The 23,530-nt window shown below is 47.4% G+C and carries 23 protein-coding genes; 8 read left to right on the top strand and 15 right to left on the bottom strand.

Annotated elements, in window-relative coordinates; genetic code table 11:
- Positions 1–46: 46 nt before the first annotated feature.
- The 14 genes from HXT55_RS02390 to coaD form a co-directional block, all read right to left on the bottom strand.
- The gene (locus tag HXT55_RS02390) at positions 47–1,054 is read right to left on the bottom strand and encodes a site-specific tyrosine recombinase (RefSeq protein WP_102720776.1); all 1,008 of its coding nucleotides are present in this window, start codon (positions 1,052–1,054) and stop codon (positions 47–49) included.
- A gap of 24 nt (positions 1,055–1,078) precedes the next feature.
- The gene (locus tag HXT55_RS02385; protein WP_421792389.1) at positions 1,079–2,146 is read right to left on the bottom strand and encodes a prephenate dehydrogenase; all 1,068 of its coding nucleotides are present in this window, start codon (positions 2,144–2,146) and stop codon (positions 1,079–1,081) included.
- Complete coding sequence (locus HXT55_RS02380) at positions 2,140–3,168, bottom strand: prephenate dehydratase (RefSeq protein WP_421792387.1); 1,029 nt, start codon at positions 3,166–3,168, stop codon at positions 2,140–2,142. Before HXT55_RS02380 ends, HXT55_RS02385 begins: the two co-directional genes overlap by 7 nt.
- Before the next feature lie 128 nt (positions 3,169–3,296).
- Positions 3,297–3,731 (bottom strand): alcohol dehydrogenase, encoded by a 435-nt coding sequence (locus HXT55_RS02375; RefSeq protein WP_174190693.1) that lies wholly within the window; start codon positions 3,729–3,731, stop codon positions 3,297–3,299.
- Between the two features lie 9 nt (positions 3,732–3,740).
- Positions 3,741–5,663, bottom strand: coding sequence for a translational GTPase TypA (gene typA / locus HXT55_RS02370; RefSeq protein ID WP_004114597.1), 1,923 nt, complete (start codon positions 5,661–5,663; stop codon positions 3,741–3,743).
- Between the two features lie 82 nt (positions 5,664–5,745).
- Positions 5,746–6,522, bottom strand: a complete 777-nt coding sequence (gene sufC / locus HXT55_RS02365; RefSeq protein ID WP_004113429.1) for a Fe-S cluster assembly ATPase SufC — start codon at positions 6,520–6,522, stop codon at positions 5,746–5,748.
- Between the two features lie 9 nt (positions 6,523–6,531).
- A complete protein-coding gene (gene sufD / locus HXT55_RS02360) occupies positions 6,532–7,833 on the bottom strand; it encodes a Fe-S cluster assembly protein SufD (protein ID WP_421792384.1) in 1,302 nt (433 codons plus the stop codon).
- Complete coding sequence (sufB, locus tag HXT55_RS02355; protein WP_004113432.1) at positions 7,833–9,422, bottom strand: Fe-S cluster assembly protein SufB; 1,590 nt, start codon at positions 9,420–9,422, stop codon at positions 7,833–7,835. The genes sufD and sufB overlap by 1 nt, the downstream gene beginning before the upstream one ends.
- 155 nt (positions 9,423–9,577) lie before the next feature.
- On the bottom strand, positions 9,578–10,651 hold the full coding sequence (locus HXT55_RS02350; protein ID WP_064622834.1) for a tyrosine recombinase XerC: 1,074 nt from the start codon (positions 10,649–10,651) through the stop codon (positions 9,578–9,580).
- Between the two features lie 42 nt (positions 10,652–10,693).
- On the bottom strand, positions 10,694–11,590 hold the full coding sequence (gene rnc / locus HXT55_RS02345; protein WP_048730208.1) for a ribonuclease III: 897 nt from the start codon (positions 11,588–11,590) through the stop codon (positions 10,694–10,696).
- Positions 11,591–11,702: 112 nt separating this feature from the next.
- Positions 11,703–11,897 carry a 50S ribosomal protein L32 gene (rpmF, locus tag HXT55_RS02340; protein ID WP_004113441.1) on the bottom strand — a complete coding sequence of 65 codons (195 nt, stop codon included), beginning with the start codon at positions 11,895–11,897 and terminating at the stop codon, positions 11,703–11,705.
- 250 nt (positions 11,898–12,147) lie between these two features.
- Entirely contained in the window at positions 12,148–12,792 is a 645-nt protein-coding gene (locus tag HXT55_RS02335; protein WP_421792382.1) for a YceD family protein, read from the bottom strand.
- Positions 12,793–12,794: 2 nt separating this feature from the next.
- Positions 12,795–13,724: a hypothetical protein gene (locus tag HXT55_RS02330; protein ID WP_421792380.1), complete on the bottom strand. Its 930-nt coding sequence runs from the start codon at positions 13,722–13,724 to the stop codon at positions 12,795–12,797.
- Positions 13,725–13,797: 73 nt separating this feature from the next.
- Complete coding sequence (coaD, locus tag HXT55_RS02325) at positions 13,798–14,367, bottom strand: pantetheine-phosphate adenylyltransferase (RefSeq protein ID WP_014554409.1); 570 nt, start codon at positions 14,365–14,367, stop codon at positions 13,798–13,800.
- Positions 14,368–14,703: 336 nt separating this feature from the next.
- Here coaD and HXT55_RS02320 point away from each other — a divergent pair, with 336 nt between their 5' ends.
- On the top strand, positions 14,704–16,113 hold the full coding sequence (locus tag HXT55_RS02320; protein WP_421792378.1) for a nicotinate phosphoribosyltransferase: 1,410 nt from the start codon (positions 14,704–14,706) through the stop codon (positions 16,111–16,113).
- On the opposite strand, the gene HXT55_RS02315 is transcribed toward HXT55_RS02320, so the two are convergent.
- Positions 16,110–16,457 (bottom strand): DUF3039 domain-containing protein, encoded by a 348-nt coding sequence (locus HXT55_RS02315; RefSeq protein ID WP_421792376.1) that lies wholly within the window; start codon positions 16,455–16,457, stop codon positions 16,110–16,112. The two genes, HXT55_RS02320 and HXT55_RS02315, sit on opposite strands and share 4 nt — an antisense overlap.
- A 139-nt stretch (positions 16,458–16,596) precedes the next feature.
- Between HXT55_RS02315 and cysS the strand changes: the two genes are divergently transcribed.
- The 7 genes from cysS to trmD all read left to right on the top strand — a co-directional run bounded on the left by cysS (position 16,597) and on the right by trmD (position 23,508).
- Positions 16,597–18,177: a cysteine--tRNA ligase gene (gene cysS / locus HXT55_RS02310; RefSeq protein ID WP_421792374.1), complete on the top strand. Its 1,581-nt coding sequence runs from the start codon at positions 16,597–16,599 to the stop codon at positions 18,175–18,177.
- Between the two features lie 72 nt (positions 18,178–18,249).
- Positions 18,250–19,950: a signal recognition particle protein gene (gene ffh, locus HXT55_RS02305; protein ID WP_004114574.1), complete on the top strand. Its 1,701-nt coding sequence runs from the start codon at positions 18,250–18,252 to the stop codon at positions 19,948–19,950.
- A 25-nt stretch (positions 19,951–19,975) separates the two neighbouring features.
- On the top strand, positions 19,976–21,046 hold the full coding sequence (locus tag HXT55_RS02300) for an endonuclease/exonuclease/phosphatase family protein (protein WP_421792372.1): 1,071 nt from the start codon (positions 19,976–19,978) through the stop codon (positions 21,044–21,046).
- A gap of 308 nt (positions 21,047–21,354) precedes the next feature.
- Positions 21,355–21,816 (top strand): 30S ribosomal protein S16, encoded by a 462-nt coding sequence (gene rpsP / locus HXT55_RS02295; protein WP_004114571.1) that lies wholly within the window; start codon positions 21,355–21,357, stop codon positions 21,814–21,816.
- A gap of 2 nt (positions 21,817–21,818) precedes the next feature.
- On the top strand, positions 21,819–22,052 hold the full coding sequence (locus HXT55_RS02290) for an RNA-binding protein (RefSeq protein ID WP_421792370.1): 234 nt from the start codon (positions 21,819–21,821) through the stop codon (positions 22,050–22,052).
- Entirely contained in the window at positions 22,049–22,645 is a 597-nt protein-coding gene (gene rimM, locus HXT55_RS02285) for a ribosome maturation factor RimM (RefSeq protein WP_080576530.1), read from the top strand. Before HXT55_RS02290 ends, rimM begins: the two co-directional genes overlap by 4 nt.
- Positions 22,646–22,677: 32 nt before the next feature.
- On the top strand, positions 22,678–23,508 hold the full coding sequence (gene trmD / locus HXT55_RS02280) for a tRNA (guanosine(37)-N1)-methyltransferase TrmD (protein ID WP_065189543.1): 831 nt from the start codon (positions 22,678–22,680) through the stop codon (positions 23,506–23,508).
- Positions 23,509–23,530 lie beyond the last annotated feature (22 nt).

Below are 23,530 nucleotides of genomic sequence, written 5' to 3'. Positions count from 1 at the left end.
AGTCTATCAAAAGGTATGTTCAGTGAATCGATGCGTCGTTGTGTATCTATCTCGCGCGCGGATGACTCATAACATACGCCTCCATAAGCGCATCTGGGCTTATATGCGTATAAATTTGCGTTGTTGTAACGGACGCATGACCAAGCAGCTCCTGCACAGTGCGAACATCGGCGCCCCCCGAAATCAAATGCGTTGCAAATGAATGTCGAAGCGTGTGCGGATGCAATTCTTTGCCAATTTTAGCCATTTTGCCAGCACGCGAAATCGCCTCCCACGCGGATTGACGAGATAGCGATTTGCCACGTTTGTTGAGGAAAATCACGTGAGTATTAGCAGATTTTGACGATGAGCTTAAGGGTGACTTGAGTCGCGACTTTGCGGTTGCTGGCGACTTTTGCGCGCGACTTGCAAGAATAGGTCTTGCGTTAGCTAAATAATCGCGCAACGCGCGTACCGCGCACTTTCCAATCGGCACAAGCCTCTGCTTTTGACCCTTGCCACTAAGCCGCACAACTGATTCCGTCAAATCAATATCCTCGAATTTTAGTCCAACCGCCTCGCTCACGCGCGCGCCAGTCGCGTACAAAAATTCCACAAGCGCACGGTCTCGAAGCGAGACGGCATCCGTGCTACCAAATCCGCCAGCAGCATCGATTACGCGCTCCACTTCGCTAATGCTGAGCACGTCTGGAAGATGCTCCGCTTGCTTTGGCGCTTTGACTTCTGCAGAAGGGTCGCTTGCGATTTGCGCGTTGGAAAGCATGAATTTGTTCCACTCGTGGATGCTTGCGATTCGCCGCGCAATCGTGCGAGGTCCTAAGTTTTGCGATGACATTGCTTGTGATGACATTGCGCGCACGTATTCTTCAATATCTAGTTGCGTGATTTCATTAACATCGTTTATTTTTCGGGCTTCGCGCAGCCAGTTCGTGTATTTTGTAAGATCCGACTCGTAAGCTTCAACGGTTTTTGGCGAAAGCCCGCGCTCCACGCTTATGTGGTTTAGAAACTGCTGGATTTTTGGGGAAAATGGCGATTGCTGCGATTCGGTCATATGTCAATTATATGCCGCTCGAATCTACCACTTCGAGTTGCGTAATGCGCAAGCAACCGCAGAATCGCTAAACGCCACGCCAACAATCTGCTCGCCGCTTTGCGCGCTTTGAATCAGCTGACTTTGCCAATCACCTGCACAATCAAGCGCAAATCGAAGCTCGCGCAAATCGCCAGCCGACTTATCGCAAGCAACCGCGCGCTCCTTATACTTGTATTCGCGCCAAGAATCAGCCTTAGCAAAAAACGCGCGCTCATCGCTAGCAACCGCCGAATCGCCATCGCTCCTCTCAAGCATCTTCTTCGCAAAACTCAACTCCTCAATCACACTCCCAAGCAAATCCGCAACATTTCGCCGATTTTCCGCAACCATTGCACGCGTGCGATCTGGATCCGTAAGCGCCACTCGCGTCATATCTCGCCAAGAACCAGCCGACATTTGCAACGCAACATTGCGATTTTCGCTTCCGCACAAAACGTTCGCCAGCGCTGTAGAAACAACGTGCGGCATGTGCGAAATCAGCGCCGCCGAAGCGTCGTGTATAGAATCGTTCAACACAAGCGCGCGATTGCCACACAACGACACAATAACGCGCAAAACCGCCAAAAACCGCCAAAAATCACTATTCTCATCAACGCTAACTGCCCAAAGCGCGCCGTCCAGCAGCTGCGCGCTAGACGCCTGCCAACCCGTAAACTCGCTTCCAGCCATAGGATGCGCGCCAATGTAGCAATCGCCAAGCCCCGCGGCCTTAACCTGCTCTCGTACAAGCCTCTTAACGCTACCAACATCCGTCAAAGTTGTGCGCTGCTTGTTGATACCGCGCGAAATCTCGCCAAGAACTTCTGGCATAGAGGCAAGCGAATTGCACAAAATCAAAACATTTGGCTGCATGCTCGCAAGCTCCGCAACGCTTTCAACGCAAGTGATTCCAAGCGCCCTCGCCTCTTTATACATTGTTTGATGGCGATTATACGCGTACACTTTGCAGGAGCCAGTGGCAGCCAAACGCTTTGCGATTGATCCGCCAATAAGTCCAAGTCCAACAATACCAACAGAAAATTTTTGAGAAAATCCAGCATCTTCTACCATAATAATTCTCTTTCTGCATGCATTACGTTCAAAGCGCTCAAAGCATCAACTGAAGCATCGCCTGGAGCATCAATACACACTCCGCCATTAGGCAGCATCCAATCATTCATAACCGGATTATTGCGATTATCAGAAGGATACACCGCTAAAACTCGCACCCAATCACCATGTTCAACAACTTCTTGAATCATAGCTTTACACGTAGAATCCCAAGGAGCAGCATCAACAGTGGCAATAAAACTATATAAACCATCTTGACCTTTAATCGGCCTAGACATAAAAGAAGTCATATTAAGACCATGATCGCGCACAACGTCAAGCAAATTTGCTAGCACTCCAGCACCTGTACAACGCGGAATAAAAGCAATAATCGAAGAAAAAGATGAATAGCATTCGCGATGCATACTAACAAAATTGAAAGCCTCATCTCTAGGAGCTAACACTAAAAACTCAGTGCGCGCGCCAGAAAAATCTTCAACAGCTTCACTCACAATTTGCCTATTGTATAAATCAGCACAAATTTTAGGGCACAAAGCAACTTCGCCAGGAACTAAATCCCTACAAGCAGCAGCGTTTGAAGACGCAGTTTTTTCTTTCAATCCATGCTTTTGAGCAAACTTACGGCATTGTGCCAACGCGTGAGGGTGAGCAACAATAGTCGAACAGTTATCGATTGAATCCGACTGGCAAACAACAGCATCAAAACTTATATCAACGCCCAAGCGAGCAATGCCAACCATATTTTTTGCATCAATTAATAGATCTAAATTAGGTATTACTACGCCTTCAATATTGTTTTCCCACGCAATAATACCCAAATCGTGACAATCTTCAATTTTGCTAGCGATATTACGAATATTCTCACACGCAGTTGGAATAAGACGCAAAGCACCTAACGATTTACATTGTTCTTTAACTTTTAAAGCAGCTTGATGAGTAAAAGAACCTTCTGGTCCTAAATAACATAATTTGCGGGCACTACTTCTGTTCTTATTACTATTCATGACTATATTGCTATTCATGACTATTCCTCAAAACTACTCTAAGACTGTAAGTAAGACTACTGCATAATGCTATTTTTGCACAAACATGCAGCAAATTCACCTATAAAAATTCACCTATAAACTAACTTACACTTATTTAGCACCGCTTATTTAGCATCAGAGATAACAAAGAATTTATTAGGGATAAAAAGCAAAACTACGTGAACAATAATAATGCCATAAAGCCAAAAATATCCAGCATTTTGCGCAATCCACGGAAGATTATCCGCGCCAAAACCAACTGCAACAAGCACGCCTCGAAACGCGCCAAAAATCCTAAACCATCCAAGCGCAATCATCCACACAACCGAACAGCACACAATTGCGTGCAAAATAAAGCCAAACATGCCACAAAGCATGCGAGCAAAACACGCGCTCAAAGTAACAAGCAAAAGCGCGATTACAAGACCGTACGGAAAGTTGTACATAGCGCCCATTCGATGCGCAAAAGTGCCCAAAACCGCGCAAAATGCCGCCAAAACGCATAAAGCCGCACACTTGCTAACAAATAGCACGGAATGCGACTTTATGTTAAACATCATTTTAAGGAATCACGCAGCATTATTTTGACGACGCTGCTTAGCGCGCCACTTATACCATTCATCACGGCTCAAAATGATCTTGCGCACGCGAATCGACTCAGGCGTAACTTCCACGCACTCATCTTCGTTAGCAAAGTCAAGCGACTCTTCCAAGCTCATCTTAATTGGTGGCGTCAAAGTCTCAAGAACATCTGCTGTAGAAGAACGCATGTTAGTCATATGCTTAGCAAGCGTAATGTTAACGTCCAACTCGTCTGGCTTATTGTTAATACCAACGATTTGACCTTCGTACACAGGGCTTTGCGGATCCACAAAGAACACGCCACGCGCCTGCAAACGCTGCATAGCATAAGGCGTTGCAACACCCTTACGATCGCAAACCATGGAGCCGTTTTGACGAGTTACAATCTGACCAGCCCATGGAGCATAGCCTGCAGAAATAGAGCTTGCGATTCCCGTTCCGCGAGTCGCAGAAAGAAGAGCTGTGCGGAAGCCAATAAGACCACGCGAAGGAACAGTAAATTGCAAGCGAATCCAGCCAGATCCGTGATTGCTCATAGAATCCATGCGACCCTTGCGATCCGCCATAAGCTGCGTAACAGTACCCATGTATTCTTCTGGAACATCAATCGTAGTGTTTTCCATAGGCTCGTTAATTTGGCCGTCAATCGTCTTAGTAACAACTTGAGGACGACCAACTGTAAGCTCGTAGCCTTCGCGACGCATTTGCTCCGCCAAAACTGCCAACGCCAACTCGCCACGACCCTGAACTTCCCAAGCATCTGGGCGGTCTGTTGGAAGAACCTTAATAGACACGTTACCAATAAGCTCTCGATCAAGCCTATCTTTAATCATGCGCGCTGTAAGCTTGTGATCCTTACCTTCTGTGCCAGCAAGCGGCGAATCGTTAATGCCGAAAGTCATGGAGATAGCTGGGTCGTCAACGTGAATCAATGGAAGAGGCTTTGGATCGTTCTGGTCCACAATCGTCTCGCCAATCATAATGTCATTAACGCCTGCAACTGCAACAATATCTCCAGGACCTGCAGATGCAACAGGAGTGCGCTCCAAGCCTTGCGTGCGCAAAAGCTCAGAAACACGGAAGTTTTCAATAGAGCCGTCTACACGAGAAAGCCCGTAAGTCTTACCCTTTTCCAAAGTGCCATTGTAGATTCGCACTAAGCCGAGGCGACCAAGGAAGTCGGAAGAATCGATGTTTGCAACGTGCGCCTGAAGAGGTGCGCCTTCCTCGTACTCTGGTGCTGGAATGTTGGAGATAATGGAGTCAAAAAGAGGCTCCAAATTATCGTTATCTGGCAAGCCACCGTTTTCTGGCTGATTCAAGGATGCATAGCCAGCTTTTGCCGCGCAATAAATAACAGGCAAATCAAGAAGCGAATCAATATCTAGGTCGATTCCTTCTTCAACAACGTCTTGTGCAAGACCGAGAAGCAAATCTGTAGCTTCGCTCACAACCTCGTCAATACGCGCATCTGGACGATCCGTTTTGTTAACGCACAAAATCACTGGCAACTTTGCCTCAAGAGCCTTGCGTAGAACGAATCGAGTTTGTGGAAGTGGGCCTTCGGAAGCGTCAACAAGCAGCACAACGCCATCAACCATGGAGATGCCGCGCTCTACTTCGCCACCAAAGTCGGCGTGACCTGGGGTATCGATTACGTTGATTGTAATTCCCTCTGGGTGACCGTACTTTTCTGCGAGCGGGCCAGTGTATTGCACAGCAGTGTTCTTGGCAAGAATGGTGATGCCTTTTTCGCGCTCAAGGTCGTTGGAGTCCATTACGCGGTCTGGCACTTCTTCTCGCTCAGAGAATACGTGCGACTGCTGAAGCATGGCATTTACGAGCGTTGTTTTACCATGGTCAACGTGCGCTACGATTGCCACATTTCTTATATCACCGCGAACAGTCATTACAAACCTCTTCCGTTTTATTTAGCCAAACCTAGACGAGTTTACTCGCGGCTTTAGACACGCCGCTCATGCAATCGCAGACTCACGCAATCGCAGATTCGCTGGCACCTTCTGGCAAATACTTGTCGTATCCTTCTTCTTCCAACTCGTCTGCAAGCTCCGGTCCTGCCGTCTTTACAAAGTGACCTTGCGCAAAAACGTGAACAATATCTGGCTTAATGTACTTTAGGATTCGCGTGTAATGCGTAACCATCATAATTCCCAAACCAGTGCTTTCTTTGGCGCGATTTACGCCTTCCGAAACAATTCGCAAAGCATCCACGTCTAGACCAGAATCCGTCTCGTCTAAAATCGCAAACTTTGGCTTTAAAATCTCTAGTTGCAAAACTTCCGCGCGCTTTTTCTCGCCGCCCGAAAATCCCTCGTTTACAGAACGAGATGCAAACTTTGGGTCCATTCTTAAGCGCTTCATTGCTTCGTTAAGCTCTTTAACCCACGCGCGCAAAGTCGGAGCTTCGCCGCTCACTTCTGTTTTTGCTGTGCGCAAAAAGTTCGTCATCGAAACACCAGGTACCTCTACCGGGTATTGCATTGCAAGAAACAGCCCAGCTTTTGCGCGCTCGTCTGGAGTCATCTTCAAAATATCTTCGCCGTCTAGAAGCACCTGACCCGAATCCACTTCGTACTTTGGGTGACCTGCCAAAGTGTATGCGAGAGTAGACTTTCCAGAGCCATTCGGACCCATAATCGCGTGCGTTTCGCCAGAATTAACTGTAAGATTTACGCCCTTTAAGATTTGCTTGCGCCCCTCCTTTGTTTCTACAGACGCGTACAAATCCTTGATTTCTAAAGTTGACATGTTTATCTCCTATTCTTCGGTTGCTGGCGATTTTTCCGCATTTACAGATTCTGCGGCTGCTTGCGATTCTTCCGTCTTAGCTAAACGCCTCTCAATCGCAGCCATCAAATGATCTACGATTTGCGGCACGCCAATCTCATCAATAAGCTCGTTAAAGAATCCGCGCACAACAAGCTTTCTCGCATCCGCTTCGCTCACGCCGCGAGATTGCAAGTAAAACAGCTCCTCGTCGTCGAATCTGCCGACAGAACTTGCATGACCTGCGCCAATAATATTTCCATTTTCGATTTCTAGATTTGGCTCCGAATCGGCAATCGCGCCAGGAGTTAGCACCAGGTTTCTGTTCAACTCGTACGAATCCGTGCCTGGAGCTTCTGGCTTAATAAGCGCGTTTCCAACCCATGTAGAATGCGCTCCTTTGCCGTAAAGCGCGCCCTTATACACTACTCGCGACTTGCATTCTGGGTGATTGTGCACAACCATCGTACGATGCTCAACATGCTCGCCTGGATCCACAAAATACATGCCAAGCATGTTTAAATCGCCCTTTTCGCCACCAAAATCCTGATCCATGCGGATTCGCACAACGTCTCCGCCAAGCGTGACCATTGTGTGACGAAGCGAAGCACCCTGCCCAACGTGAATCCTATGATTTCCAACGTGTTTGCTGCCTGAATCCCACTCTTGAATGAACGTTGTAGAAACATGCGCGTTATCTCCAAGAATGATTTCTACGCCTTCAGCAAGCTTTGCAACTCCTGTGTGTTCTACGATAATATCCGCGTTTGTGTAAGAATCAGCTTCAATCACTAAGTGCAATGCGTCTAGTGGCAATGCATCTAGCGATTGCAAAGTACTTTCATTTTTAAGATTCCCGTGAATTTGCAATATTATTGGCTTTGTAACTTCGCCACAAACATGCAAAACGTACGCCGACTTTGCAGAATTCCACGCAACAGCAGCCACGCGATCCGAAGGCTTCATCTCTGTATGCGGAGCCTCGTTTTTAGGCAAAATTTGCATCGTTACATGCGAATCGCCATCAACACCTTTTAGCTCCACAGCAACGTTGTTAGACGGCTTAAAACTATCAAAGAACTCGGAAATTCGCTCAACTGGAGTGTATCGCCAATCTTCCTGCTTCCTAGTTGGAATCGTAAAGTCTTGCACATTAAAAGAGCGCACGGATTTATCTGCACTAGAAGGCATTGCAGCAGGAACCGCGTAAGGATCATTAGGGTCTGCTACAGGAATATTAATTTCTTTTTCCGTCATTTTATTGCCTAAATTCTTTTTCAGATCTTCGCTCATCACCCCACGGATCCTTCCATTTGCAATTCCACAAGACGATTAAGCTCCAGAGCATACTCCATAGGCAACTGGCGACTAATCGGCTCCACAAAGCCGCGCACAATCATTCCCATAGCCTCTTTTTCTTCCAGCCCTCGACTCATCAAGTAGAAAAGCTGATCTTCGGAAACCTTGGAAACAGTGGCCTCGTGAGCCATCGAAACGTTATCTTCGCGCACATCAACATGCGGATAAGTGTCGGATCTAGAAAAATCGTCAACAAGCAAAGCATCACACACAACCGAAGAGCTAGAGCCGCTCGCTCCCTTAACAATCTTCACAAGACCGCGGTACGCAGAACGTCCGCCGCCGCGCGAAATCGACTTAGCAACAATCGTAGAACTCGTGTGCGGAGCCAAATGAATCATCTTCGCACCCGTATCTTGGTACTGACCGCGGCCCGCAAAGCTCAAAGACATGGTTTCTGCTTTTGCGTACGGCTCAGCAAGAATGCATGCAGGATACTTCATAGTAGCCTTGGAGCCAATGTTTCCATCAACCCACTCCATTGTACCACCTTCGCGCACGTAAGCTCGCTGAGTTACCAAGTTATACACGTTATTTGACCAATTTTGCACGGTTGTGTAGCGCACGCGCGCATGCTTTTCTACAACAATCTCAACGTTTGCAGCGTGGAGCGAGTCCGTAGAATAGATCGGAGCTGTGCAACCTTCAACGTAATGCACGTACGATCCTTCGTCTGCAATAATCAACGTGCGCTCAAACTGACCCATGTTTGGCGTGTTAATGCGGAAGTAAGCCTGAAGCGGAATATCTACATGCACGCCTTTTGGCACGTACACAAACGAGCCGCCACTCCAAGCCGCTGTGTTAAGAGCCGCAAACTTGTTGTCGTCAACTGGAATCACAGTTGCAAAATACTTTTTTACAAGCTCCGGATACTTTTGAACTGCTGTATCCGTATCCACAAAAATAACGCCTTGAGCCGCTAAGTCCTCGCGAATCGAATTGTAAATAACTTCCGACTCGTACTGTGCTGCAACACCTGAAACTAAGCGCTTTTTCTCCGCTTCTGGGATACCAAGCCTATCGTAAGTTTTGCGAATATCTTCTGGCAAATCATCCCAAGTTTTCGCTTGATCATGGACAGGGCGCACGTAGTATTTAAAATCGTCTGCGTCAAAACCGCTTAAATCCACGCCCCAATCAGGCATCGGCTTTTGTAGAAACGCGCGATAGCCTTGCAAACGAAGGTTTAGCATCCACTCTGGCTCGTGTTTGTCGGCGGAAATTGCGCGAACAACCGACTCGTCAATGCCCTTCTTTGCAGCTTCGCCTGCAGCATCTGAATCATGCCAGCCGTAATTGTACTCGCCAAATTCAGCAACAATCTGCTCGTCTTGGCGAATTTTATCTTCGTTTACGCGAGCGCGATCTGCCACGTACTGGCTCATTTCAACGTCTGCCGCGCTGGATTCTGAAATACTGGATTCTGCAGAATTAGACTCTTCAGTACTAGACCCGTTTTGATTTGCTGCATTCTCATTCAATGATGCGCTTGATTCAGGCTTATTTGAATCATCAACCACTGTTTTACCCTCCTATCAAGCTTATAAATCGATTATACATTTAGCCACGCAACGCACGCTCCGAGATTTTTGACTTTGCGCGATTTTGCCACCATTTTGCCACCAAACGTGACTCAAATCACATCTTTGTATTCTCTGTATAAACCTTTGTCTTTCTACGCACGAGGGAAAGCCTGCGAGTAACGCTGTTTAAGAGCCTGAATAGAAACGTGCGTGTAGCGCTGCGTTGTGTTAAGCGACGAATGCCCCAAAAGCTCCTGAACCTCGCGAAGGTCCGCTCCCCCGTTGAGCATATGCGTTGCAGCACTGTGACGAAGCGCGTGCGGCGCAACGTCTGGCACGTTTGCAGCAGCTGCAGCCTCGTGAACAATGCTCCTAACAATGCGCTGGTCAATGCGCTTTGCTCGCACGCCCAAAAACAACGCTGGCGAGCTTGCGGCAGATTTTTCTTGCAGCGCACTTCTCCCACAGTCAAGCCACTTTTTACACGCTTTCGCAGCAGGAACACCGAATGGTACTACACGCTGCTTGTTTCCCTTACCTGTAACTTTTACAGTGTGATTTTCAAAATCCATATCTTGCACATTAAGACCCGTAAGCTCCCCCACACGCATGCCCGTGGCATATAAAAGCTCTAAAATCGCAGCATTTCTGAGTGCGATTACATACTCTTGTTTCGTTTCTGTTTGAGATTTTATTTTAGATTTTATTCGCATTTTTATTTGCGACTTTAGTGGTGTATTTTCTTGATGCTCGGTTGCTGGCGACTTATCCACAGCATAATCTTCAGAACGATCCTCAGCACAATCCAATAACTTTTCCGCTTGCGCCTCGTCTAAAACCGTAGGAAGCTCATTAACAATTTTAGGTGTATTAAGAATTTGCGCAGGATTTGCGCTAATCAAACCAACGTGCGTAGCCCACGCAAAAAAGCCGCGCACAGCCACTACTTTGCGAGCCAAACTAGAGCGCGCGTGATTCTTATTAAGCCAATACATCCATTGACGCAGAACGCTTGTAGACACAGAATTTAAATCAGAAAGATCGTTTACACCACACCATTCAAGGCATTGCAAAACATCTACCCTATATGCGAGAAGAGTGCGACTTCCAAGGCCTTTATTTGAACGCAAATAATCAATATACCGATCGGATAAGTCGGAAGCTTCCGTTGACGATACCAAACCATCGTCAAATAATAAATCATTATTATTACGACTGCTAGCCATAGAACCGCCTCAAATCGCTTATATCACAGCAATCAGAAAGCTCTAATTACCGCTTTCTCCGCTAGACTTACGCCTTCTATCCAACACGTGCCAAGCTTTATCTGCAGCAGCAAGCTGAGCCTTGCGCTTGCTAGAACCATCCGCCTCACCCAACAGCTCGTCGCCGCTTTCGTGTGCCAAAACCGCGCGCGCATGGAACACGGGCGCATAATCTGGGCCAGAAACCGACATCCTATATTGCGGCTCGTCAAGCCCCATCTCGTGCGCCAAAACCGTAAGCGAAGTCTTCCAATCCAGAGCAGGACCTTCTGTAAGAACCTCCGCCAAAGTGTCGTCAATCAAACGATGCACTACAGCGCGCGCCTCGTCAATGCCATGCTCAACAAAAGTCGCGCCAATAAGCGCCTCAACAATATCGCACAAAATCGAGTCTTTTTGAGCGCCTCCATGCTCCATCTCGCCATGACCCAAAAGAATATACGGTCCAACGTGCAACTTATCTCGCGCAACCGCGCTCAAAGCCCACTCCGAAACAGCCTTAGCGCGAAGCTTAGCCAACTGACCTTCCGTCATATCTGGGTGAGCAGAAAACAGCGTTTCTGTAGAAACAAGCTCCAAAACAGCGTCTCCCAAAAACTCTAGACGCTCGTAGTTTTTAGTGCCTGGATGCTCGTGCGAAAACGAGCGATGAGTGAGCGCCTCAACAAGTAAATCTGGCGAAATCGTAGTACCGAGCGCGCGTAAAAGCTCCTGAGTAGGGTCACCATCATGAGTATGTCCGTCTTTAGAACGCGTAACACCTATGCTGCTAGTTCTAGCATTTTCTAGATGATTTGGGTTCTGATAACCGCGATTTTGAACGTCATTTTTTACATCATCTTGAATGTCATGCTGATCTTTTGTATTGTTCCCACTCATATTTTCAACATTATAGCGCATGCGTTGAAGTCGTTGATTTACAACCTCATGCAATTTCAAGCTCAATAAAAGCGTGCAAAAACACAAGAACCCTGCCACCCGTCGATGGCAGGGTTCTTTTTTAAAATACAACCTACTTGGTGTGCGCAGAGCGAATTGCTTCGCGATACACGCGACCGCGGAAGTTACCGCAGGTTGGGCAAGCCATGTGAGACAACGCTGGCGAACCGCAGTTCGGGCAGGTAATAGTCTGCACGGCAGAAGCCTTCCAATTGGCGCGACGCGAATGAGTATTAGCGCGCGAGGTCTTGTACTTTGGCAGTGCCATAATCTTTCCTCTATTTCGTTCAACCGATTGAGCTTAAGCGTTCTGTATATTACAGCAAGCGCCATACATTATTCAGAATCGCACTACATGGCAGGTCGTGTCGTTCGCGCAGATTAGCTGCGCTCACGCCTTCGCCGCCGTAGAAGCACACCGTGCTTCTACGCTAAGCGGCTCAGCGCTCCGAATTGCCTTTTCGCGCTACGCTCTAAGCGAAAAGGCAGGTCGTCGCGCACTACGTAATTAGTGTAAATCAGCAGCGATTTTGCGAGTTTTCAAGCTTTTGCTTAAGTCCTTCAAGCGCCGCAAACCGAATATCCGTAATATCGTGATGATGATCTGGATGTTCGTTCAAGTTTTCTCCACATTGCGAGCAAAGACCCTTGCAATCTGGCTCACACAAAGGTTTAAGCGGCAGCTCGCTAACCATTGTGTCCCTAATCAATGCCTCAATATCGGCAAAGTCGCCTCCGCCAACCAGTGGATACACGTTTCCAGAATCGTCGCCCTCGTCCCAAATATCAGCATCTTCTAAATCATCATTATCGCCATTAGATCTATTAAATTTGGAATTATTGGAACGCGCACCACCCTTGCTTTCCACCTGTGCAAAGAACGCGCACACATCGACGCTCCAATCCCTATGCAACGGCATCAGGCATCTAGAGCACTCTGCGTGTACGCGCGCTGTAATCGTACCCTGGAACATAAGCCCATCCACTACGGAATCAAAGTTGCCGTCTACTGTAACATCGCTCCCTGGCTTCACGCCAATAACGCTGTCTCCTATACCTTCTGGCGCCGGGAACACGCGATGCAATTGCATGCTACTTCCTGCTCGTGCCGCCATTTGCGCAACTGGTACCGCCCATAAAGACTGGGAGGGATGCGATGCCATTTTTAGTTCCTTTCTTCGCTTTCGTTTACAACTTCTCCATTAACTTGTCTGTTAATCTCGTCTTGCACATGCGCCGCCGCACGCCTGCGTTCTTCTAGAACTCGCTGACCTGCCTGAACATCCTGCTCTAGCTTGTCTAACTGCTGTTTTAAACCTTCCATAACCGTAGCACTGTACTGATCCGCACCACGCGTGAGTTTATCAGCCTTTGCCTGCGCCTCGTTTACGATTCCTTGCGCCTGATTTCTTGCAATGGCGACCACGTTTTCTTGCCCAGCCAAGAATTTAGCTCTCTCTTGTGCTTCTTCAATCATCTGAGCAGCCTGGCTTTGCGCAGAACTTACGATTGAATTTGCTTGAGCCTGAGCTGTGCGCAAGCGCCTCTCTGCCTCTCGCATTAATGCACTCGCGCGCTCAAGTTGCACTGGTAGCATGTCTTTTAACCTAGATAAGTAGTCGCCGAATTCTTCGCGATCAATCTTTGCCATTCCAGCAGAAAACAGCACGCCTTTTGCTTCATTTAATGTGGTTTCCATTGTGTCGATTATGTCGTAAACTGTTGTGAATTCTTCACGCGACTTTGTTCGCACTTCTTCGCTTACTGTTTGCGGATTAGCGGCTTTAAACACGTTTTCTTTTTCATCTTCAAATTCTATTGCACCACCGTCTTCGCGTTCACGCAAATCTGGCATTGGGAACAAGTTTTGCGCATTATCGCCAGCAGCCGCAGAATCAGCAGAAGAATCGCCAGCAACCGCAGAATCTCCAGCACTATCATCCTTAGTCTTATTTGCCGCAGGCACTGCGTCGTAAGCTTCAAAAGCAGCACTGGGCGAATCATCGTTGTTTGCAATCACTGGATTTAATGGCAACTTTTGGCTGCGATTTGCCGATACTTGGCTTTCCATTGTGTCGTCTTCGTTTTCGCTCATTTTTTCTCCTTCGCTAAGTAGCTGCTCTCTGTTTCTCCTAATAATTTTATTTTATTATTTTAATTTTATGACTTTATTGTACGTATTTTTGTGATATTGCAATTGTTTTAGAAAAAACGTTCTGTAAAAGTGGAACCACATTATCTGGCACCATTCCCGAAACGTCTCCGCCGTGACGAGCAACATCTTTTACAACGGAGCTAGAAACATGTTCCAAAATAGGGTCTGCAGGCAGGAACATGGTTTCTATCCCAGCAAGCTTGCGATTAACCAGAGCCATTCCAAGCTCCGCCTCATAGTCACCATTTTGGCGCAATCCTTTAACTATTACGGTTGCGCCGACTTTTTTGCAATAATCTGTGATAAGACCATCTGTTGAGGCAACAACTATTTTGCACGCTGGCGACTGTGCTGCTCCGCATAAAGGTGGAGCAAATTCCCCGACTGGAAAATCATTTTTTAGGTTTTTAACAGCATTGCGAATAATATCCACACGCTCCGATTCGGAAAACATTGGCGTTTTTGCCGCGTTAACAGCCACCAAAACATGCACTTCTTTAAAGAGATGCGTACAACGTTGTATCACGTCTAAGTGTCCGGCTGTAACGGGATCGTAGGAGCCTGGGCAAACAGCTATAGTCATATTTTTAGGTTACCACGAATCTGCCACTATCCAGACACAAGCCGCAACTAGCATATTTTGCACGAGTTTGTACTGGATTTACTGCGTATTGTGTCGTTCGCGCGTTACAGCGCGCTCACGTCTTCGCCGCACGTAAAGTCCACTGGACTTTACGTTTGAGCGGCTCAGCGCTACGAATTGCCTTTTCGCGCTACGCTCTAAGCGAAAAGGCAGGTCGTCGCGCACTAATCGTAGATAGGCATAGGACTATGATTGGCTGCAGGTAAAAGTCGCGTATAAAAGTCGTAAAGAACGCGCTTTAAGTTTGATTACTAAAATTGCAAGAAAGGATTGAAAATGCTTGATTCTTTTGATTTCTCAAAGTCTGAAGCAAAGTCCGAAGTAAAGTCTTACACAAACTCTTCCGTACTCATGACAGACATGTACGAGTACACAATGCTCGACGCAGCACTAAAAGACGGCACAGCAAATCGCAAATGCGTTTTTGAGATTTTCGCGCGACACCTTCCTCAAGGTCGCCGCTACGGAGTGGTAGCAGGCACAGGCAGAATCCTCGAAGAGCTAACTCGATTCCACTTTAGCGACGAAGACTTACGATTTTTGCAAGATCGAAAAATCGTAAGCAAAGACACTATTAAATGGCTGGAAAACTACCATTTTAACGGCAAAATTCGCGGTTACAGAGAAGGCGAAATGTTCTTCCCAGATTCGCCGATTTTGCAAGTTGAAGGCACTTTTGGCGAGTGCACGTTGCTAGAAACGTTGCTACTTTCCGTGCTTAACTACGATTGCTCAGTGGCGAGCGCCGCAGCACGCATGGTCTCCGCATCCGCTGGCAGACCGTGCATGGATATGGGCGGTAGGCGCACAAACGAGTGGTCGGCTGTGGCTGCTTCTCGCGCGGCGGTAATCGGCGGTTTTAAAGGCACGGCAAACCTGCTTGCGGCAAAGCTTTACGGGCTTAAGGCGATTGGAACGGCCGCGCATTGCTTTACGCTTGTGCACGATTCGGAGCGCGATGCCTTTGAGTCACAAATTGCAGCACTTGGAAAAGGAACAACGTTGCTTGTAGACACATACAACGTAGAAGAGGCTGTTAAAACCGCCGTGCAAGTTGCTGGTGCAGATCTTGGCGGTGTGCGCATTGATTCGGGCGATTTGTGCGTTATGGCTCGTCGCGTTCGCGCTCAGCTCGATGCGTTGGGTGCTAAAAATACTAAAATCACGGTTACGAACGATTTGGACGAGTATGCGCTCGCATCTTTGCAAAATGCGCCAGTTGATTCCTACGGCATTGGAACAATGCTTGTTACAGGTTCGGGCGCGCCTACTTGCGCAATGGTTTATAAGCTTACGGAGCGCGAGGGCGCGGATGGAGTTATGCAACCTGTTGCTAAGAAGTCTAAGAATAAGGCGACTGTTCCAGGGCGTAAGATTGCGTACCGTTCCTACGATTTTAGCGGCGGTGCAAATGGCGGCGTGGCTAGCAATGGCGTAGCCGATTGTGAGCATGTAATTTCTGGCTCGGAGAGTGCCCTCGCGACTTTTAAGCCGCAAGATTCTTGGGAAGATTTGCTAGTTGACTACGTGCAAAATGGCGAATTTAATACGGAGTTTATGGGTCATGACGCAATTATGCGAGCACAGGACTATTGTGCTAAAGCACTTAGCAGACTTCCGATTTCTGCTCAAAGTCTTATGCGTGGCGACCCTGCTATTCCTACAGAAATCAACGTTTTAGGCTAAAAGCCCAGATTGTTCATCTCTTCGTAGATTTTTTTGCACTCTGGGCAAACAGGATAGTCGTTAGCTTCGCGCTTTGGAATCCATACTTTTCCACACAGTGCTACAACTGGGCGGCCAGTCAAGCGCGATTCGATTACGCGATCCTTGGAAACGTAGTGTGCAAAGCGGTCTGCGTCACCGCCATCGTCCATTCGCGCTGATTCATCTACCTCTGGCTTTTCAAGTATGCTCGTGCTTGTGCTAGACCCAGAATCTGGGAGGCTTTGTGAATCGTCTTCCATAACAGCGTTCAAATCAGCAGCGTTTGGATCTTCGCTATACTTTGAATCATTTGAAAACGTCATTGCATCCCTTTCGTACAAATCGCGCTTTGTTGATTGCGACTCATGTTTATACAAGCATAAGTCATAATCGCAACAAATACTCGAATCGACAACTTCGAGCTTAACGCGTGAGTTATTAGCTAAACATATAATTGAGATTATGCTTGAAAATACGAACAGAACTCTTACAGCAGCAGCGGCACGATTGCGCCTATACAACACAGCAACGCACAACACTAGCGAGTTTACAACAGTTACTCCTGGCCACGTTGGAATGTACGTGTGCGGCGCAACCGTGCAAAGCTCGCCTCATATAGGTCATATTCGCGCAGCAATCGCCTTCGACGTTGTTCGCCGATGGCTTTTGCGCCTTGGCTACACTGTTACTTTTGTTAGAAATGTTACAGATATTGACGATAAAATCATCAAAAAAGCTAGCGAAAATGGCCAAACATGGTGGCAGCGCGCCTACATTTACGAGCGCGAGTTTACTGAAGCTTACAACACTCTTGGCGTTATGCCGCCTACTGTGGAACCGCGCGCAACTGGTCACATAAACGATATGGTGGAGCTTATACAGCGCTTGATTAATCGCGGACACGCATACGCAATAACAGACGCGAATGGCAATCCTACTGGAAACGTGTATTTTAGTGTGCCAAGTTGGCAAGATTACGGCGCACTAACGCATCAAAATGGTAATTCAGATGACAACAATAGTGCTGACAAAGCCGACAAATACAATCCAGTTGACCCTGCTGACGCAAGCCCAGATAAGCATGATGCTCGCGATTTTGCACTTTGGAAAGCACCTTGCGATTTTGACCAAAAAGACGCGCGCTGGAACACGCCGTTTGGAGCAGGACGCCCAGGTTGGCACATTGAATGCTCAGCAATGAGCCACCGCTATCTTGGCGATTCCTTCGACATTCACGGCGGCGGACTAGACTTGCGCTTCCCACACCACGAAAACGAGATGGCACAAACACTCGCTGCTGGATGGAAGAGTGCAAACGTGTGGATGCACTCCGCGTGGGTTACATCTAAGGGCGAAAAAATGAGCAAATCCCTTGGAAACGGTCTTTCTGTTCCATCTGTTTTAGCTCAAAAATCCGCGTGGGTCGTGCGATACGCGCTAGGCGGCGTGCAGTACCGCGCAATGCTTGAGTGGTCGGATCAATCTTTGACCGAGGCACAATCTGCTTATGATCGCATATCTAACTTCCTCGAGCGCGCAAATCGCGTAATCGAAAATCAGCCAGATTATGCGGAAGTTCAAAGCGTTGATGCAGATAATCTTCCAAAAGATTTTACTAAAGCTATGAACGACGATATTAACGTTTCGGGCGCGTTGGCTGCGATTTTTACTGCGATTCGCTCTGGTAACGCGCTTTTGGATGACTATGCGCAAAATCAAAACGAAAATCAAAGCAACGGCATTAAAAGCCTTATTAAGACTTGTGTTTTGCAAGTTCGTGCAATGCTAGACACTCTTGGACTAGACCCTTATTCTCCACAATGGCGCAATCTTTCGCAAAAATCGCAAGATTTAGGTGCGAATAATGGCGCAAGCGCGGAGCATAAGGTTCTTGAATCTTTGATTGCAAATCAGCTTGAACAAAGGGCTATTGCACGCGCAGCTAAGGATTTTGCACGCGCAGACGCGATTCGCGACTCTTTAACCGCCGCTGGCGTTGTAATCGAAGATTGCGCACAAGGGTCATCGTGGCATTTGTCTTAAGTAAAAGCAATGTAAACATGATAAAAAGCAATACAACAAAACATTCCAAACAACCTGTAGAATAGAGCAATTATGGCAGCATTTAGTTCGTTAACAGAAAGACTTTCTGGCGCATTCAAACACTTGCGCAGAAAAGGGAAATTATCCGACGCAGACATCGACGGCACGATTCGTGAAATTCGTCGTGCGCTTTTAGACGCAGACGTAGCTCTAGATGTTGTGCGATCGTTTACTGCTAAAATTCGCGAGCGCGCACTAGGCGAGGAAGTTTCTAGCGCACTGAATCCTGCTCAGCAAGTTGTGCGAATTGTAAACGACGAGCTTACAAACGTTTTGGGTTCAGGCGTTGATAGACCGCTGAATTTTGCAAAATATCCACCAACTGTAATCATGCTTGCTGGTTTGCAAGGCGCTGGTAAAACAACGCTCGCTGGAAAGTTGGGCTACTGGCTTAAGGATTCGGGTCATACGCCTTTGCTTGTTGCGGCGGATTTGCAACGTCCTAACGCTGTTACGCAGCTTGAGGTTGTTGCAGAGCGTGCAGGTGTGGCGATTTTTGCGCCAGAGCGAGGCGTGCAAAGTGACGGTGGTAGCGAAGTTGTTTCGGCTGGTTTAGCCACTGGAGACCCTGTTAAAGTTGCGCGAGATTCTATTGACTACGCGCGCGCAAAAATGTACGACACGGTTATTATCGATACCGCTGGTCGCCTTGGCGTGGACGATGCTCTTATGCAGCAGGCGCGCGAGATTCGCGATGCTGTTAATCCGCAAGAAATTCTGTTTGTTATAGACGCCATGATTGGTCAGGACGCTGTTCGTACGGCTCAAGCGTTTAACGAGGGCGTTGACTTTACGGGTGTTGTGCTTTCTAAGTTAGATGGCGATGCACGAGGCGGCGCTGCGCTATCTGTTGCAAGCGTTACAGGAAAGCCGATTTTGTTCGCTTCTACTGGCGAAGGTTTGAAGGATTTTGAGATTTTCCATCCAGATAGAATGGCTTCAAGAATCCTCGACATGGGCGATATTCTAACGCTTATTGAGAATGCGCAAAAACAGTTTGACGAGGAAGAGTCTAGAAAAGCTGCCGCTAAAATATCTGAAGGAACTTTTGGACTAGACGACTTTTTGGATCAGCTTCAGCAGGTTAAAAAGCTTGGTTCTATGAAGAAGATTCTTGGTATGATGCCTGGAATGGCAGCGCACAGACAGGAACTTGAGCAGTTTGATGACCGCGAGATAGACCGTACGGAAGCTATTATTCGTTCGATGACGCCTAAAGAGCGCAAAGACACCAAGATTATTGATGGTTCTAGGCGCGCGCGCATTGCAGCTGGCGCAGGCGTTCCAGTTTCTGCAGTGAATGCGCTTTTGCAACGCTTTGAGCAAGCAGCTAAAATGATGAAGCGCATGAGCAATGGCGGCGGCGCAGGAATGCCTGGAATGGGCGGAATGCCTGGGTTTGGCGGTCCTGGCGGAAAGTCTAAGCGTAAAGACAAGAAGAGCAAGAAGAAGGGCGGAAAGTCCGGTAATCCTATGCGTCGCGAGGCCGAGGAGCGCGCGCTTAGAGAACGCTTGTCTGGAAATTCTTCTGCAAATAGTGCAAATGATAACGCGAATGGCGAGTCTGCTTTTATGAAGAAGAAGCAGGACTTGCCTAATAATTTGCCAGAAAATCTTCAAAATCTTATGAGTGGCGAAGGTGACTTTGCTGACGAAATGCCTGATTTACCGCCTAATTTGGGCGGCGGACTCGCAGGTCTTTTCGGCAGATAACGCGAATAATACGAATAATCAGTAGATGATTTACGCTATTTTACTTGCGATTTTACTTGTTGCACTTGTTTTGCTTCTAGCTTGGCAGCTACTTAGGTGGCTGCCAGCTGGAGCGGATAGACTAAAGCCACTGCCATATGTTATTGCATTGCTTCCAATTGCGCCGTTTTGCGCTGCGCTTGGGCTAGTCGTCAGCGCTGTGGCTGCAGTTGCAACACGATTGCAAAATGAATTTTATAAATCTTATTTATTTTTGTGCGTAGCATATGCGCTGTTATTCGTAATCTCTTTAAAATCGTATACGCCGTATTGGGCAGTAAGATTGCGGCGAATAAAACAGGAAAAATCGCCAGAATTATCACTAGAAAAATCGAGAGAAATCCGCGTTATGACGCTTAATTGCAGATATGGTCGCGCAAACGCAAGTCAAATAATAAAGTTAGCAAAAACGCATAAAATCGATACGATTCTTTTACAAGAAGTAAGCAAAAAACTTGTAAAAAACCTTGAAAAACTTGGGATTAAGCGCGATTTTGCACATGTGCAATTGGGAAGCGCGAACGGACATGAAAATGGCGGCTTTAACGCGATTTATACGCGACTAAGCAATGTTAAATCTTTTGGTAAGTCTATTAAGATTGATGCAGCAAACGTTCCAATCGTTACGGCGGTTACTCGCGACTCATCCGCGGAAAATCTTTTAATAACATTCGCTTCGGCGCATCCAAAGTCGCCTATGCGCGGATGTGCGGCTTGGAGCAGCGGAATAATGGCGCTTGCAAAAATCGGCGAAAATCACAATGAAAACAACGTCAAAGACGTCAAAAAAGTCAAAATAATCGGCGGAGACTTAAACTCTACTCCAGACCACCCAAGCTTTAGAGCGCTACTAAAATCAGGCTTTTTAGACGCATCAATGCAAATCGGCAAGCGACTAAAGACTTGGCCAACGTGGCAAAAATGGCCGAATCTTGCACTTGACCATGTGCTAGTAAAATCAACAGGATGCAACGCTATAGCCACAGAGCAACGCGCAATTCGTGTGGATGGAAGCGACCACTTTGCGTTAATCGTTTGCGTTTCAATCCTACTCTAGTTTGCCGCTTCTTGATGGTTTATTACTTTACCTTCGCGCATTTCCTTGCTTACTGTTGCGTGAGGGCTGGGTGTTTCTGCGCTCGCGCGGATTAGCCGCGCGAGCGACATTTCCTGAGTTTGTAGCTCAACACGCCAGTTTGAGCAACATTCTCAGGAAAACATATAGTCCACGCAATCAGTCATAATAGAAAAGTTATTCGCGTGAATCGAAGCCCTCTTATCGACCACGCGAGGAACAGTGGAACTCGCAAGGAGTGCCCCACACCCGAGCGAAATTCTACGACTCTAGTTATAAGGAGAGCCATTTTGGCAACCAAGATTCGTCTTAAGAGATTGGGCAAGAAGTTCTACGCCTTCTATCGCGTTGTAATTTCTGATTCGCGCAACAAGCGTAACGGCAAGTCCATCGAAGAGATCGGCATCTACGATCCAAACAAGCAGCCATCTTTGATTCAGATTAAGTCTGACCGCGCACAGTACTGGCTTGGCGTTGGCGCACAGCCAACCGAACCAGTGTTGAAGCTGCTAAAGATTACTGGCGATTGGCAGAAGTTCAAGGGTCTTGAAGGTGCAGAAGGCACTTTGAAGACTGGCGAAGCTGGTCCAGACGCACAGGCTCGCGTTGAGGCTGTAGAAGCCGAAGCTCAGAAGCTTAAGGCTGCTAAGTCCGAAGCCGCTGCAAAGGCTCAGGCTGCTGCAGAAGCCGCTAAGAACGAAGCTGAAGAAGCTCCAGCAGCAGATGCTGAAGCCGAGGAAAAGGCTGAGTAATTATGCTGGCTCAAGCTGTGGAACATCTCATTAAAAACATCGTTGATTTTCCAGATGACGTGTCCGTGCATTCTCACGAAAACGCTCGCGGCGAACTCTTGCGCGTGCGCGTAAATCCAGAAGACATCGGTAGAGTTATTGGAAGAAACGGTCGTACCGCTAATGCCATTCGCGTTGTTGTACAGGCTTTAAGCCGCCACAACGTTCGCGTTGACATTATGGACGTACGTAAGTGAGATTGAACGTGGCTAAAAACCAACTTTTTGACGACCCTCAGCAAGGTTCAAACAACCTACTGAGGGTTTGTCGTATTGGAAAAGCGCAAGGACTAAAAGGCGAAGTCACTGTCCAAATTTTTACCGACGAACCTTATGAGCGCTTTAAAGCAGGCAATGTGCTTTACACGCAAGACGGCGAGCGCGAGTTTACAATCGAGTCTGCGCGAACGTTTAAAAGCCGTTGGATTTTGCTTTTTGAACAAAGTCTAAATCGCAACGATGCAGAGGCCTTAAACGGCTTAGAGCTTTATACTAAGGCTCAAAGCGCGCAAGAGTTAGAGCAAGAAAATGCTTGGTATATTAAGGATTTGGTGGGTCTTAGCGCGCGCATTTGTGAGAATAATTCACTTGGAGTTGCGCCGCGTGAAATCGGCAAAGTCGTAGACGTTATTGATGGTGCTCAATCATTGCTTAAAATCCGACTTTCAACTCCTGTTGGCGATGATAAAACTGCGCTAGTGCCTTTCGTTCAAGCACTGGTTCCAGAAGTTAATCTTAAAGAAAAATATTTAACTTTAGATCCTCCAGGTGGATTAATCCCAGGAATCTAAAACACATGATTTAAGCTTAAAGGCTTTATAAAATGCAAATCGACATAATCTCCGTGTTCCCTGAATATTTTCGCATGCTAGATTTGAGCTTGCTTGGTAAAGCGCAAGATAATGGCTTGCTTAAAATCAACGCGTATAATCTTAGAAAATGGACGCATGACGTTCATCAATCTGTTGATGATACGCCAGTTGGGGGCGGCGCTGGAATGGTGATGAAGCCAGAAGTGTGGGCGGAATGCCTTGATGAGCTGCTTTATAATGGAGATGACGCCGATAATGACGATAACAAAGCCGATATTGGCGATAACGGCACAGTTCTAATCTTCCCAAACCCTTCTGCCCCACTGTTTTCGCAAAAAGACGCTACCCAATTAGCAAGCGCAAAGCGACTTGTATTTGGGTGCGGACGCTACGAAGGCTATGACGCGCGAATCCCAGAATACTATCAATCGCGCGGAGTAGATGTGCGCGAATATTCCATTGGCGACTACGTTCTTAACGGCGGCGAAGTGGCTGTTAGCGTTATGGTAGAGGCCATTACGCGCTTGATTCCAGGCTTTATGGGTAACCCAGAGTCGATTGTTGAAGAGTCGTACACTGGCGCAGATGCGATTCTTGAGCATCACCAATACACTCGTCCCACAACTTGGCGCGATATTAGCGTGCCTGCGATTCTTACTTCGGGCGACCACGCTAAAGTGGATCGCTTCCGCAGAGATGATGCACTAGCGCGCACGAGCCAGATTAGACCAGATTTGATTGAGAAACTTGATTGCAAGTCGCTTAGTAAGCAGGATAGAAAAACTCTGATTAGCCTTGGGTGGGAGGTTTCTGGCGATTCGCCAAAGCGCGCCAACCTGTAAAATTTAGCTGCGCTAGCGCGAT

Source organism: Gardnerella sp. KA00718 (assembly GCF_049244285.1).
Classification (GTDB): domain Bacteria; phylum Actinomycetota; class Actinomycetes; order Actinomycetales; family Bifidobacteriaceae; genus Bifidobacterium; species Bifidobacterium vaginale.
Note: the sequence above shows the minus strand (reverse complement) of the source record. Positions and strands in the feature narration are given on the sequence as shown.

Coding starts and splice junctions, on each gene's coding strand:
- rnc (WP_048730208.1), bottom strand. CDS start 11,590: ATGCGCTATAATGTTGAAAATATGAGTGGGAACAATACAAAAGATCAG.
- HXT55_RS02315 (WP_421792376.1), bottom strand. CDS start 16,457: ATGACGTTTTCAAATGATTCAAAGTATAGCGAAGATCCAAACGCTGCT.
- typA (WP_004114597.1), bottom strand. CDS start 5,663: ATGACTGTTCGCGGTGATATAAGAAATGTGGCAATCGTAGCGCACGTT.
- HXT55_RS02385 (WP_421792389.1), bottom strand. CDS start 2,146: ATGGTAGAAGATGCTGGATTTTCTCAAAAATTTTCTGTTGGTATTGTT.
- HXT55_RS02320 (WP_421792378.1), top strand. CDS start 14,704: ATGCTTGATTCTTTTGATTTCTCAAAGTCTGAAGCAAAGTCCGAAGTA.
- HXT55_RS02290 (WP_421792370.1), top strand. CDS start 21,819: ATGCTGGCTCAAGCTGTGGAACATCTCATTAAAAACATCGTTGATTTT.
- trmD (WP_065189543.1), top strand. CDS start 22,678: ATGCAAATCGACATAATCTCCGTGTTCCCTGAATATTTTCGCATGCTA.
- HXT55_RS02330 (WP_421792380.1), bottom strand. CDS start 13,724: ATGAGCGAAAACGAAGACGACACAATGGAAAGCCAAGTATCGGCAAAT.
- HXT55_RS02380 (WP_421792387.1), bottom strand. CDS start 3,168: ATGAATAGCAATATAGTCATGAATAGTAATAAGAACAGAAGTAGTGCC.
- HXT55_RS02300 (WP_421792372.1), top strand. CDS start 19,976: ATGATTTACGCTATTTTACTTGCGATTTTACTTGTTGCACTTGTTTTG.
- HXT55_RS02350 (WP_064622834.1), bottom strand. CDS start 10,651: ATGGCTAGCAGTCGTAATAATAATGATTTATTATTTGACGATGGTTTG.
- coaD (WP_014554409.1), bottom strand. CDS start 14,367: ATGACTATAGCTGTTTGCCCAGGCTCCTACGATCCCGTTACAGCCGGA.
- HXT55_RS02375 (WP_174190693.1), bottom strand. CDS start 3,731: ATGATGTTTAACATAAAGTCGCATTCCGTGCTATTTGTTAGCAAGTGT.
- HXT55_RS02335 (WP_421792382.1), bottom strand. CDS start 12,792: ATGGCATCGCATCCCTCCCAGTCTTTATGGGCGGTACCAGTTGCGCAA.
- sufC (WP_004113429.1), bottom strand. CDS start 6,522: ATGTCAACTTTAGAAATCAAGGATTTGTACGCGTCTGTAGAAACAAAG.
- HXT55_RS02390 (WP_102720776.1), bottom strand. CDS start 1,054: ATGACCGAATCGCAGCAATCGCCATTTTCCCCAAAAATCCAGCAGTTT.
- cysS (WP_421792374.1), top strand. CDS start 16,597: ATGCTTGAAAATACGAACAGAACTCTTACAGCAGCAGCGGCACGATTG.
- rpmF (WP_004113441.1), bottom strand. CDS start 11,897: ATGGCACTGCCAAAGTACAAGACCTCGCGCGCTAATACTCATTCGCGT.
- sufD (WP_421792384.1), bottom strand. CDS start 7,833: ATGAGCGAAGATCTGAAAAAGAATTTAGGCAATAAAATGACGGAAAAA.
- ffh (WP_004114574.1), top strand. CDS start 18,250: ATGGCAGCATTTAGTTCGTTAACAGAAAGACTTTCTGGCGCATTCAAA.